Raw genomic sequence first — 12749 nt, 5'->3', positions numbered from 1 at the left:
AATTTTTTATTTCATATTAGGAAAACCCAGTTGTCTCAAGGCCTCATATAGTACTATAGCTACAGAGTTGGACAAATTTAGAGACCTTGTAGATATCACTTCATGCATTGGTATCCGTATACAGTCTTCGTAGTATTTTTCAATCAACCACTTAGGAAGTCCTGCAGTTTCTTTCCCAAAAAGTATATAAGAATTGTCTTCATATTTTACTTCATGATAATACTTTTTAGCCTTTGTGGTAGCAAGATAAAACTTTTTCCCTTTGTTTTGTTCAAGAAATTGTTCGAGATTATCGTAAACGGTAAGGTCTAAAAGAGGCCAGTAATCTAGGCCAGCTCTTTTTACGTATTTTTCGTCTATACTGAAACCTAAAGGTTTTACAAGATGAAGCCTGCTGCCTGTAAGCACACAAGTTCTTGCAATATTCCCCGTGTTCTGTGGTATCTCAGGTTCAACAAGTACTACATTAAGTGGCATACTCTACCTCCTGTATTGTAACTAACTTTATTTTATTATATCACAAGAGCTTTATAATTAAAAAAAAGTGAAAATTTTTCCACTCATCTCATTTATTAAATACTTTCACTAAAAATTTGATCATCAAAAAAAATATGACTAACATCAAAAAAGTCATTCCTATTCCCACAATAACAATTTTAAATACATTAAGTAAGTCCATTTTGTTCACCTCTTTCAAATTTTAGCTCCTCTAATGAGAGTATCTAAAAACCTCTTCCCTGGAGTCCAAACTATACACTTTAGCTACATAAATAGACGTAGGACCATCTGCAACGCCAATTATGCCTATAGCAGCTGCTTCTTTTAAATTAAAACCTAGTATATACGCAAAAATTATAGTTAAAAATATCCCTAACTGTGCTGCTGCACCAAAAAATATCACTAACGGTTGCTTAAGAAGTGGTGAAAAGTCTACCATTGCCCCAACTGCAATAAAAATAAGGATAGGAAAAAATTCTGTATTTACTCCAGCATTATATAAAATTGTGAGAAAGCCGTTTTCACCTACAGCAGCTGAAAACAGGATATTGGCAAGTATTATGCCAAATCCTATAGGTAACAGTAACATTGGCTCGTATTCTTTTTTTATCGCAAGATATATGAGAACACCCCCCAATGATAAACATTATAATATGACCTAATGTAAGATTTAATATACCTTCTATAAAAGCGTTCATTGTATATATACTCCCTTCTTTTGTAAATATAAACAAAAAAGACCTTTATAGTGGTAAACACTATAAAGGTCTTGCTCAAAATTCCGTCTGGAGTTTCTAACCTGCCGGAGAAAATTTCTCGTGCCGACGACAGGTGAAACCACAATGTGTGGCAAGCTCTCCCCTTTATATGTTTCATTACATATTAAATCGTTAACATATTCAACTAAGAAAAGAGGCAAAACGCCCCTTTTCTTAGTTTTTTCCTTGCTGTTCAAGTTGTACAGTGTCGTTGTCAGGAGCATTTGCTTTTTTAACTTCGCTTACCTTTTCTTTTTCATGCTTTTCATTGTCTTGACCTTTGTCTTGCGCTAATACTGTACCATTTCCTGCATCAACTTTTACCTCAACTAAACCTGTATTTGTCTTTATGTCCACGCTGTATACAAGATATCCATTTTCGTTGTCAAGACTTACTTTTGTCACTGTACCTGGTACAACTTTCAATGCTGCTGCCTTTGCTTGATCTGGAGTTATTTTAGCAAGAGAAGCTAATTGTGCATTATCCTGAGCTTCATTGTCTTTTACATTCTTTTCATTGTCTATTGCATTATCTTGAGGATTTGCAACTTTTATTGTGCCCTGATACATCGGTTGTTGCTCGTTTATGTTTTGTTTGTTAGATTGCATCGTAGCAGTAGATGTCACAGCTGAAGGAGCAGGAGCATTTGTTTGAGCCTTCGCAATTCCTTGATAAGATGCTCCTCCTAGTAATCCTATAGCCATTGCCCCTGTAACAACATAAGCCATTAATTTTTTGTTCATTTGAACCACCCTTTCTTTTATTTTAGTTGATGTTTACCATCAACTTTCAAGTTTATTTTATAACCCCAACATTAAAGCAACATTAATTGAATATTAAACTAAAATTAATTTTTGGTTGACTGTGGTACAAAATAGTGCTATAATTTTTAGAAAGATAACACTATTTTAGAGAGGTGACAAATCTGGAGGAAATAATTCGTCTCGGAGTCTCAATGGAATCAAAACATCTTTATCAATTGGACGAATTGATAAAGTAAAGAAATTACAACAACAGGTCTGAAGCCATAAGAGATTTAAGAAGGGATTTCATAGTGGTAAATCAGTGGGAAGCAGAAGATGTAGAAACTATCGGAACAAATTACATATGTTTTTAATCATGAAGTGAGAGAAGTAAGTGACAAACTGACAGACATGCAACACAAGTACTATCAAAACATAATCTCAACAATACACGTACACTTGGGTAAACACAACTGTCTTGAAGTAATGGTAGTAAAAGGCACTGCCAAAGAAATCACAAAAATTGCTGATGAAATAATTAGAACAAAAGGAGTAAAGCATAGAAAACTGGTAATGACAACAACAGGAGAAAATTTATAAGGGGGAATTTTTATGCACATACCAGAAGGATATATAAGTCCTCAAACCTGTGCCGTTATGGGGGCTGCTATGGTACCAGTAATTGCAGTTGCAGCAAAAAAAGTCAACGAAAGTTTTGACAAAAAGGACGTTCCTGCTATGGCAATAGGGTCTGCTTTTTCATTTACAATAATGATGTTTAATATCCCAATACCAGGAGGTACAACTGCCCATGCAATTGGCGCAACCCTACTTGCTATAACTTTAGGACCTTGGGCGGCAAGTATATCTCTTACGATAGCCTTATTTATTCAAGCATTGCTTTTTGGCGATGGAGGAATTTTGGCTCTTGGAGCAAATAGCTTTAATATGGCATTTATAGCTCCTTTTGTGGGATATGGAATTTACAGGCTTATGTTATCTCTCAAACTAAATAAGGTTTTATCATCTGCTATAGGGGGATATGTAGGAATAAATGCTGCAGCTCTTGCCACAGCAATAGAACTTGGACTTCAACCATTGCTTTTTCATACAGCAAATGGAACACCTCTGTATTTCCCTTATGGATTAAACGTAGCAATACCTGCAATGATGTTTGCTCATCTTACTGTAGCTGGTATTGTAGAAGCTGTTATAACAGGTCTTGTAGTATATTATTTAGAAAAAACTGATGAGGAAAATATACTGTATAAATTTTCATACAAGCTCAGAGGTGATAATAAATGAGAAAACTCTATATTGCAGCTATAGTTATAATACTCCTCACTCCTCTCGGACTTTTGGCTCCTGGTTCGGCATGGGGAGAATGGGGCCTTGATGAAATTAAGAGTATGATAGGATATGTACCCGAAGGCATGAGCCGATTCTCAGAAGTTATAAAAGCAATACTGCCTGACTACAGTATACCTGGGTTTGACAGCAATTTCTTCCAACAGGCTTTAGGTTATATTTTTTCAGCAGTTGTAGGAATTGCAGCTATTGTATTGATATTTGCAATATTAGGGAGGATTATGGGAAAACCCCAGAAAAAAAATGAATGATTTTTTAGAAAAAACAATTTTAAGCATACAAAGTGTATTCGAAGACATGTTTTATTCTGATGCAATTTCTGCTAAGAAAGGTATTATGCAGTCTCTTGATACGAGAATAAAACTTGTTTCTGTTTTTGTATTAATCATAATAGTTAATTTTGGAAGAACAATACCTTTTATGACAATATTTCTTATTTATACACTTTTGTTGACTTATTTTTCTAAAATTCCTTTAAAAGCATATGTTGTGAGGGTATCAGCAGTTTCAATACTTTTTACAGGTATTGTCCTGATACCTTCACTTTTTAATGTAGTAAAAGAAGGACAGCCTTTAGTATATTTCACAAAAAATTTTTATATAACAAAAGAGGGATTAGAAAGTGCCATTGTTTTTATGATGAGGTCATTTATATCTTTATCTTTTGTGTATATATTAGCTCTATCAACAAAATGGGTAGAAATATTAAAAGCATTGAGAGCTTTTAAGCTTCCCCGCATTTTTACTGCTACACTTGAAATGGCCTTACGTTACATCTTTTTGCTTTTAGAAATTGCTATGAACATGTTCCTCGCAAGAAAAAGCAGAAATGTCGGGAAAAGTGATAGTAGTGAAGGAAGAAAATTTGTCGCTTCTGCTATGGCAAATGTTTTGATAAGGTCTCAACAACTGAGTGATGAAGTTTATAACGCCATGATTTCACGAAGTTACAAAGGAGAATACAAAACAATAACTACTTTTAAAATAACTTTTTATGATTATATATGGATAGGTTTTAATATAACTTTTTTATCCATCTTGTGGTATATCCACCCATAAGGAGGTTTAAATTGAGCACAGTATTTGAATTAAAAAACGTCTATTACTCCTATAACAAATCAATTCCTGCTTTAATTGACATAAGTTTTGAAGTAAAAAAAGAAGAAAAGTTAATTCTTCTCGGTGCAAATGGCAGTGGAAAATCCACTCTTTTAAAATTGATGGACAATTTAATTTATCCGGGCAAAGGTGAAATATGGGCATTTGGCAAATTGCTGGGGGATAAAAAAACTTTTGATGAATATGAATTTAGAAAAAAAGTAGGCTTTGTGTTTCAGGATTCTGATGTACAACTTTTTAACACTACTGTTTTTGATGAAGTAGCCTTTGCACCACTTCAAATGAGCTTAAAGAAAGACGAAGTCCAAAAAATAGTGGAAGAAACTCTTATTTCTTTTGGACTCGAAAAATTAAAAGATAGACCCCCTCACAGATTAAGCGGCGGAGAAAAGAAAAAAGTCGCATTAGCGTCAGTCATGGTAATAAATCCTGAAGTTTTGCTTCTTGACGAACCTACAAATGGCCTTGACCCACGGTCAAAAAAGTGGCTTTTGGAAAAGCTACAAGAATTAAACAAAAAAGGCACTACGATAGTCATTGCAACTCACGACCTTGACATGGCAGCAACACTTTCAGACAGGATAATAGTGCTAAACGAAGACCATAGAATAGAAGCTATAGGTAAACCTGAGGAAATTCTTAATAATGAGGAGCTTTTGCTAAAAACCAATCTGATTTGATAAAAATAATAGAGTAGGTCTAATGTCCTACTCTATTCAGTTTGTTGACAAAGTTAAAAAATATTTCAAAGGAGATATTTTGCATCGTCACTCCGATGTTCCAAAGCGACAAAACTAAGCTCGACCTTCGGGTTCCGGCAGGGTACCGGGCACATTCAACCTCCTTGTCTTAGTGCCCGCCTACGCCATCCGTGGCTACGGCCCTGCCTCCACCCTCGGTCTTGCTAAGTTTTGTTGCCGCTTTGTCACAAGTCGTTCCTTATGCAAAATACCTCCTTTACGAAAGTTTGTCTACAGTCTGAATAGAGTAGGTCTAGTGTCCTACTCTATTTTCAATTTATTTTTTTCTATAAATTCTATTGTTTTTCACCCATTAACATTATAGCACAATTATACAAAAGTAAGAATTCGATTTAATATTCCCCCTATTAGTATTGCAATAAAAATATTAACAAAAACTACCCACCATGTCTTTCTCCAGCCAATTGTCCTTTTTAATGCCGCAATTGTAGCAATACAAGGAATATAAAGCATTGTAACAACACCAAAGACAATCATCTGCTTTGGCGTCAAAATCTGTGTGATGTGACTTGTCCCAGACAGTGTTAAAAGCATTATAAGTGTCAATTCTTTTCTGAGTATCCCAAAAATCAATACTATCCCAACTATTGACGGCAATCCCAACCATTTTACAACAATCGGATCCATTATATAAGTCACATATTTAAATATGCCAGAGTACTTCAATATTTCCAGAACCAAGCTGCCAACTACAATTATTGGAAGAGCTACATACAAAAAGTCTTTTATTCTAAACCATATCTGCTTCAATGTAGGCTTTAAAGCAGGCATCCTGTAGCCAGGAAGTTCCATTATCAAATCATAAGGCTTTCCAGGCGCTATTTTATTTGCAAAATACGCCGCTATATAAACTACCAAAACGTCTAAGGCAAAAACAGCGAGTGCGTATTGTGGCCCCATGAAGACCCCTATTGTTCCCAAAATTATTACAATTCTTGCAGAACAAGGCACAAGAGTGGACATAAAAGACGCAATAAATATTTCTCTATCCGTTTCTAAAATTTTGGTGCCTAATACTGCAGGGACATTGCACCCAAACCCCATCAATACTGGAATAAGGGCTTTACCATGAAGTCCAACTTTGTGCATAACCTCATCCATTAAAAATGCAATTCTTGCAAGATAACCAGTGTTTTCAAGTATTGATAAAAACACATAAAAAGGAAATATATAGGGAAGCACTATAGTTATAGCAGAAATAATCCCTTCAGCAAGCCCATTCCAGAGAAAATCTTTATACATATTTGGAATATTCAAATTGTACACTAAAGGCTTAAAACCGTCAAAAAAGTCCTCCAGCACACCTGAGAAATACTCTCCAAATTTAAATATTCCATAAAAAGATATAAATACAATAATGAGCATTGATATATAGCCCCATATCTTATGAAGAGCTACATTGTCAATTAAATCAGTCCAAGTAATTCTATGGTGAATCTCTGATACAGTTTGGCTTGCAATAAAAGAAGCAATATCATATCTGTCTGCTGTAACTAAAGTTGCAAGAGGACTATCTGTCTTCACCTTTAAACCTTTTAATTCTTTTTGAATTTCTTCATAAGCTTTTTCCCCATTAGGCTCTTTTTTTAACTTTTCTACTATATCGCTATCCTCTTCTATCAGTTTTAGAGAAATCCACAGAGGATGAAACAAATTTATAAGGTCTACATTGTGTTTCAAAAGGATGTCGTAAATTTTCATTACATATTCACTTACTTCATTTCTATATTTGAGAACTTTTTCCTCTTTTATATCATACCTTTTTACATCCACTTCTTTATGCGAATCCACAACTTCTAAAGCTTTATTTATTAATTCCTGAAGCCCTTTGCCTTTTGTAGCAACAGTTTCTACAACTGGAATATCTAAAAGCTCTTCTAACTTCTTCACATCTATATCTATACCCTTTTTAATAGCATAATCCACTTGGTTTAAAGCCATAACCATAGGCACATGAAGCTCTAAAAGTTGCACTGTAAAAAACAAATTTCTCTCAAGATTAGAAGCATCCACCACGTTTATTACAACATCCGGTTTTTCAAAAGCTATAAACTCACGGGAAACAATTTCCTCTTGAGAATAAGCAGAAAGTGAATAAATACCAGGAAGGTCAACAATTTTTATAGTCCGTCCTTTAAACCGCAGTACACCTTCTGCCCTCTCGACTGTTTTCCCCGGCCAGTTACCAATTATCTGTGTCAATCCTGTTAATTGATTAAATATGACACTTTTACCCACATTAGCATTTCCTGCTAAGGCTATAATTATTTCTTTTTTCATCGCATATCGCCCTTTCTGTCAGACGATTTTTACATATATTTTTGAAGCAAGACCATATCCAATCACAAGGTGAGAATTCCTGACCTCCAATTCCACAGGGCCCCTTAAAGGACCTTTTCTAACCAGCTTAACTTTTGTCCCCGGGACAAGCCCCATTTCATTTAACCTTTGCGTAGCTGCTCTTCCTGCTTTTATTAGTACAATCTCTCCTTCACGATTTTCCTTTAATTCTATAAGATTTATAATAGTATTTTCTCCCATTTATATGCAGCCTCCATAAATGAAAATAATTATCAATATCCCTATAAAAATTGTAACATTCTTTACATGTATCTGTCAACCCAACAATCTTGTATTACTTCAATTTTAAACGTTTTTATTTAAAATTTTATACTTCAATTTATTAAATTATTGAATTACGCCTATCTTTGTATTATAATGTGCATAAAATATCTTTTTAGGAGGGTGGATGAAATATGGATAAATCTATGGAAATCATTGACCTTTTGTGCGAAAACAGTCGTCTTACAGAAAAACAAATTGCAACAATTACAGGGCTTAGTGAAGAAGAAGTCAAAAATACAATAAAAAGTCTTGAGGACAAAAAAGTGTTGTTAAAATACACTACTTTAGTGGATTGGGAAAAGACCGACCGGGAAGTCATAACTGCCCTCATAGATGTGAGAGTAGCACCCCAGCAAGGACATGGATTTAACAGAGTAGCCCACAGAATATGCCAGTACGAAGAAGTAAAATCAGTTTCCTTAATTTCCGGAACTTATGACCTTTCTGTGGAAGTAGAAGGCAAAACCATGAAAGAAATAGCATTATTTGTAGCTGAAAGACTTGCACCTATTGAAGGAGTCTTAAGCACTACAACCCATTTTGTATTAAAAAGATATAAAAAGGACGGCGTTTTTTACGAAGAAGGACAAAATGACAAAAGACTGGTGGTAACACCATGAACACAGACAAATATATATCTAATGTAGTAAAAAGCATACCACCGTCCGGAATTAGAAAATTTTTTGACCTTGTGACAAATTCAAAAGACATAATATCACTGGGAGTTGGCGAACCAGATTTTGTAACTCCATGGGAAATAAGAAAAGAAGGCATTGACGCACTAGATAGAGGTAGCACAACATACACCTCAAACTTAGGCTTGCCCGAACTTAGAATCGCCATATCCTATTTTTTAAAGACCCATTATAATTTAGCTTATGACCCAGAAAAAGAAATTATGGTAACTATCGGTGCCAGTGAAGCTATCGACTTGGCACTCAGAGCTCTTTTAAACGACGGTGACGAAGTCTTAGTTCCTGAACCTAGCTATGTTTCATATGCCCCCTGTGTAACTCTGACAAGAGGTATCCCTGTGTTTGTACCTACCGACGAAAAAAACAATTTTATACTCACTCCCGATGACCTAAAATCAAAAATAACCTCGAAAACAAAAGCATTAATTCTTCCTTACCCCAATAACCCTACAGGTGCTATCATGAAAAAAGAAGAATTAGAAGAAATTGTAAACATAATAATCGAGCATGATTTAATAGTAATTTCTGATGAAATATATAGTGAATTGACTTATGAAGGAAGACACGTAAGCATAGCCTCACTTCCGGGCATGAAAGAAAGGACAATACTTATAAACGGTTTTTCTAAAGCTTTTGCCATGACAGGTTGGAGGCTGGGATACATTGCAGCAGAACACGGATTTATTGAAGCAATGAATAAAATCCATCAGTACACAACTATATGCGCTCCAATAACAGCACAATATGCAGCTATAAAGGGTATATATCAATGTGAAGAAGATATAGTAAAAATGAGAGAAACATATGATAAGAGAAGGAAATTTATTGTAAACGGATTTCGCGAAATAGGTTTTGACTGCTTTGAGCCAAAAGGAGCTTTCTATATTTTCCCGTCAATAAAAAAGACGGGTATGACTTCACAGGAATTTTGTGAAAAACTCTTAAAAGAAGAAAAAGTAGCTGTAGTACCAGGAGACGCATTTGGCCCAAGCGGTGAAGGATTTATTCGTGTATCATACGCATATTCTATAGATAAAATAGCAAGAGCACTTGAAAGAATAAAACACTTCGCCGAAAGGATTTTGTAGCTAAAAAAATAATAGCCGCTGACTCTCAATCAGCGGTTATTATCCGATTTTTTATGCACAATTTTCCCATTAACCATTGTCATATCTACAGTCAAATCACTGTTTAAAATGGTTATATCAGCATCTTTTCCTATAGCTATACTGCCTTTTCTGTCATCTATGCCAATTGCTTTTGCAGGATTTAAAGAAACCATCTTGCAAGCTTCAAAAAGTGGTACTCCAAGAGACGTTATATTTGCTACAGCTTTATCCAATATCAAAGTACTTCCTGCCAAAGTGCCATTCTCAAGTCTTGCCTCTCCATTCTTCACGTAAACTTTTTGCCCTCCAAGACTGTATTCTCCATCTCCTAAACCACAAGCTGCCATAGCATCAGAAATTAATACTACTCTATCTGTCCCTTTTATCTTTAAAAGTATTTTTACTGCCGCAGGATGTGAATGTATAAAGTCACATATCAACTCGCTGTACAATCTGTCATCCAAAAAAACTTCTCCTAAAGCACCTGGCTCCCTGTGGTGAAGCCCTTTCATGCCATTATATGTATGAACTGCTATTGTCGCTCCATGGTCAACTCCATTTTTCATCTCTTCATAAGTAGCATTTGTATGCCCTAATGATACTCTTATATTTTTTTTAGTTACATATTCTACAAACTCCCCATTCTTGTCCTTCTCTGGCGCCAGTGCTATTACTTTTATATTCCCATTTGAAGCTTCAATAAACTTGTCCATTATGTCTATGTTTGGTTCTAAGATGTACCTCTCATCCTGTGCCCCTTTGTGTTCTTTGCTTATAAAGGGTCCTTCCACATATGCACCTAAAACTTGCGCACCTTCTGTACCCTTTTTCATTGTCTCATGTATGTTTCTAAGAGCATCTAAAATATAGGGTATATCCATTGTCATGGTAGTAGCACAAAAAGATGTAACCCCATGCCTTGCAAGGTGAACTGAAATAGCATTTAAGGCTTCATAAGTACCTTCCATTGTGTCATGCCCTACTCCACCATGTATGTGTATATCAATAAATCCAGGCACCACCTTTTTTCCTTTTAAATCGATAACGTTTATATCATTTATATTTATATTTTTACCTATATCAAAAATTTTGCCCTCAGAAATTAATAAGTCTCCGTCATATATAATCTCATCTTCCGTATATATTTCGCCATGCTTTAATAAAAGGTTTTCCATAAGCTTTCACCCCATTTTAAACATTCTTTTAGCTTTCTATTTTGATTATATCATAAAAAATTATTTGAATTGACCTAAAAAAGACTCTCTTAAAGACTAAATTTCATAAAAACATCATTTTATATCAATTTTTTATCATCCTTTATCTTTATAGTGATATTGTGGAAATAAAATATAAAAGAGAGATAAGAATGCATAAAAAGAAAATCCATATTAGAACTTTGATACAAATATTTCTCTTTATTTTGATTCTTTCAATCTCAATAAATAAAACCCTATCTGAAAAGGGCATATCTATACCATATATTTCAACTGCATCCCTTCACGCTTTATGTCCTTTTGGTGGAGTTGTAACAATTTATCAATATCTAACAACAGGAACCTTTATCCAGAAAATACATGAATCTTCATTCATTCTAATGATTATAGGATTTATCATAGCTATATTATTTGGTCCTTTATTTTGTGGTTGGATTTGTCCTTTTGGAACTTTTCAAGAATTTATAGGAAAACTAGGCAAGAAAATTTTCAAAAAACGATTTAATAATTTTGTCCCTTACAAATACGATAAATATTTAAGATATCTACGCTATTTTGTCCTTGCGTGGGTTTTATACGCGACAATTTTAACAGGAAAATTGATATTCCAGGATGTTGATCCCTATTATGCATTATTTAATTTTTGGAATGGTGAAATTGCAGTTGGAAGTATTGTGATACTATTTATTACAATTATTTTATCACTTTTTATAGAGCGACCATGGTGCAAATATTTATGCCCTTATGGGGCAGTACTCGGCATTTTTAATTTAATTAGGATATTCCCAATCAAGCGAAATAACAAAACATGCATAAATTGTAAAATGTGCGATCGTAATTGTCCAATGAATATAAAAGTTTCAGAAAAAACTATAATCAGAGACCACCAGTGTATATCATGTCTTAAATGTACATCTGAGTATTCGTGCCCTATTAACAATACTGTAACAATTGAATCAATTATTCCTTATAAAAGTTAATAACAAGGAGGAAGATAAATATGAAGCTTAATTCTAAAATTATAGGTATTATATTGCTTTTATTGTTATTTGGCGGAATTGGCATCGCAAAAGCAACAAATTATTGGAAAACAGAATCTTCAAAAGTACCAGCAACTTATAAAGACGGCGAATTTGCTGGAGAATATAACCCAGCAGATATAAGAGGTTCTTATACTTTTACTGACATAAATAAATTCTTTAAAATCCCTATTGATGAATTAGCACAGGCATTTGGAATAAATACAAGCGATAAAGCATCTTTTAAAATAAACCAGCTTGAAACTATTTACCAATATCTAAAAGATAATGGTACAGAAATAGGAGTCTCTTCTGTAAGGTTATTTGTAGCACTTTACAATGGCTTGCCATATGACATGAGTGAAGACATATATTTACCACAAAGTGCAGTAGAAATTTTAAAATCTAAAGGCAATCTAACCGAGGAACAAATTAAATATTTAGAAAACCATACTGTGAATATTCAAAACCAATCAGAAAATGTAAAAACAGAAGGTAATATCACGCAAAGCTCAACAGATAGAACTATTAAAGGAAACACAACTTTTAAAGAGATAATAGATTGGGGTATATCAAAAGAAAAAATTGAAGCTATATTAGGTAGAAAAATCCAAAATACTACTTCAATAATTAAAGATTATTGCTTAGAAAATAATATTGATTTTGAAACAATTAAAAACGAATTACAAAATAAGTTAAATGGTTTAAAATAAGCTAAAAATACTATAAATAATTCCACTAAAAGCCTGCCAGAATATATTTCACTTTTTACCAAGGAAGAAGTTTTTAAACTATTTACACAAGGTTTCGCATGGTCTTAAGTTCTACCATGCTTCGTC

The 12749-nt window shown here is 34.0% G+C and carries 15 protein-coding genes and 1 pseudogene; 9 read left to right on the top strand and 7 right to left on the bottom strand.

Annotated features, from left to right (window positions below):
- Positions 1-6 precede the first annotated feature (6 nt).
- The 4 genes from trmL to TKV_RS00995 form a co-directional block, all read right to left on the bottom strand.
- A complete protein-coding gene (trmL, locus tag TKV_RS01005; RefSeq protein ID WP_003869071.1) occupies positions 7-477 on the bottom strand; it encodes a tRNA (uridine(34)/cytosine(34)/5-carboxymethylaminomethyluridine(34)-2'-O)-methyltransferase TrmL in 471 nt (156 codons plus the stop codon).
- 88 nt (positions 478-565) lie between these two features.
- Entirely contained in the window at positions 566-679 is a 114-nt protein-coding gene (locus TKV_RS13755) for an OadG-related small transporter subunit (RefSeq protein ID WP_268870087.1), read from the bottom strand.
- Positions 680-709: 30 nt separating this feature from the next.
- The gene (locus TKV_RS01000; protein ID WP_236617292.1) at positions 710-1087 is read right to left on the bottom strand and encodes a sodium ion-translocating decarboxylase subunit beta; all 378 of its coding nucleotides are present in this window, start codon (positions 1085-1087) and stop codon (positions 710-712) included.
- 343 nt (positions 1088-1430) lie between these two features.
- Positions 1431-2000: a PepSY domain-containing protein gene (locus TKV_RS00995; protein WP_049684392.1), complete on the bottom strand. Its 570-nt coding sequence runs from the start codon at positions 1998-2000 to the stop codon at positions 1431-1433.
- A gap of 212 nt (positions 2001-2212) precedes the next feature.
- On the opposite strand from TKV_RS00995, the pseudogene nikR reads away from it, so the two are divergent.
- The 5 genes and pseudogenes from nikR to TKV_RS00970 all read left to right on the top strand — a co-directional run bounded on the left by nikR (position 2213) and on the right by TKV_RS00970 (position 5167).
- Positions 2213-2600 (top strand): annotated as a pseudogene (gene nikR / locus TKV_RS00990) (nickel-responsive transcriptional regulator NikR).
- A 12-nt stretch (positions 2601-2612) separates the two neighbouring features.
- Entirely contained in the window at positions 2613-3305 is a 693-nt protein-coding gene (gene cbiM / locus TKV_RS00985; RefSeq protein ID WP_049684391.1) for a cobalt transporter CbiM, read from the top strand.
- Positions 3302-3619: a PDGLE domain-containing protein gene (locus TKV_RS00980; RefSeq protein WP_049684390.1), complete on the top strand. Its 318-nt coding sequence runs from the start codon at positions 3302-3304 to the stop codon at positions 3617-3619. The genes cbiM and TKV_RS00980 overlap by 4 nt, the downstream gene beginning before the upstream one ends.
- Positions 3612-4427 (top strand): cobalt ECF transporter T component CbiQ, encoded by an 816-nt coding sequence (cbiQ, locus tag TKV_RS00975; protein WP_049684389.1) that lies wholly within the window; start codon positions 3612-3614, stop codon positions 4425-4427. The genes TKV_RS00980 and cbiQ overlap by 8 nt, the downstream gene beginning before the upstream one ends.
- A gap of 11 nt (positions 4428-4438) precedes the next feature.
- The gene (locus tag TKV_RS00970; protein ID WP_049684388.1) at positions 4439-5167 is read left to right on the top strand and encodes an energy-coupling factor ABC transporter ATP-binding protein; all 729 of its coding nucleotides are present in this window, start codon (positions 4439-4441) and stop codon (positions 5165-5167) included.
- Positions 5168-5557: 390 nt separating this feature from the next.
- Here the strand turns inward: TKV_RS00970 and feoB are convergent, their stop codons facing one another.
- Positions 5558-7528: a ferrous iron transport protein B gene (feoB, locus tag TKV_RS00965; RefSeq protein ID WP_049684387.1), complete on the bottom strand. Its 1971-nt coding sequence runs from the start codon at positions 7526-7528 to the stop codon at positions 5558-5560.
- Positions 7529-7546: 18 nt separating this feature from the next.
- Entirely contained in the window at positions 7547-7789 is a 243-nt protein-coding gene (locus tag TKV_RS00960; RefSeq protein WP_049684386.1) for a FeoA family protein, read from the bottom strand.
- 215 nt (positions 7790-8004) lie between these two features.
- On the opposite strand from TKV_RS00960, the gene TKV_RS00955 reads away from it, so the two are divergent.
- A complete protein-coding gene (locus TKV_RS00955; protein WP_004400312.1) occupies positions 8005-8493 on the top strand; it encodes an Lrp/AsnC family transcriptional regulator in 489 nt (162 codons plus the stop codon).
- Positions 8490-9656: an aminotransferase class I/II-fold pyridoxal phosphate-dependent enzyme gene (locus tag TKV_RS00950; RefSeq protein ID WP_049684385.1), complete on the top strand. Its 1167-nt coding sequence runs from the start codon at positions 8490-8492 to the stop codon at positions 9654-9656. Before TKV_RS00955 ends, TKV_RS00950 begins: the two co-directional genes overlap by 4 nt.
- Before the next feature lie 29 nt (positions 9657-9685).
- Here TKV_RS00950 and nagA read toward each other — a convergent pair whose 3' ends face one another.
- Positions 9686-10852 (bottom strand): N-acetylglucosamine-6-phosphate deacetylase, encoded by a 1167-nt coding sequence (gene nagA / locus TKV_RS00945; RefSeq protein WP_049684384.1) that lies wholly within the window; start codon positions 10850-10852, stop codon positions 9686-9688.
- Positions 10853-11043: 191 nt separating this feature from the next.
- Between nagA and TKV_RS00940 the strand changes: the two genes are divergently transcribed.
- Together TKV_RS00940 and TKV_RS00935 are read left to right on the top strand one after the other, a co-directional pair.
- Complete coding sequence (locus TKV_RS00940; RefSeq protein ID WP_049684383.1) at positions 11044-11871, top strand: 4Fe-4S binding protein; 828 nt, start codon at positions 11044-11046, stop codon at positions 11869-11871.
- 20 nt (positions 11872-11891) lie between these two features.
- Complete coding sequence (locus TKV_RS00935) at positions 11892-12623, top strand: hypothetical protein (RefSeq protein ID WP_049684382.1); 732 nt, start codon at positions 11892-11894, stop codon at positions 12621-12623.
- Positions 12624-12749: the final 126 nt, after the last annotated feature.

It is taken from the genome of Thermoanaerobacter kivui (genome assembly GCF_000763575.1).
Classification (GTDB): Bacteria; Bacillota; Thermoanaerobacteria; order Thermoanaerobacterales; family Thermoanaerobacteraceae; genus Thermoanaerobacter; species Thermoanaerobacter kivui.
The sequence above is the reverse complement of the archived record's forward strand: the minus strand, read 5'-3'. Positions and strand labels throughout refer to the sequence as shown.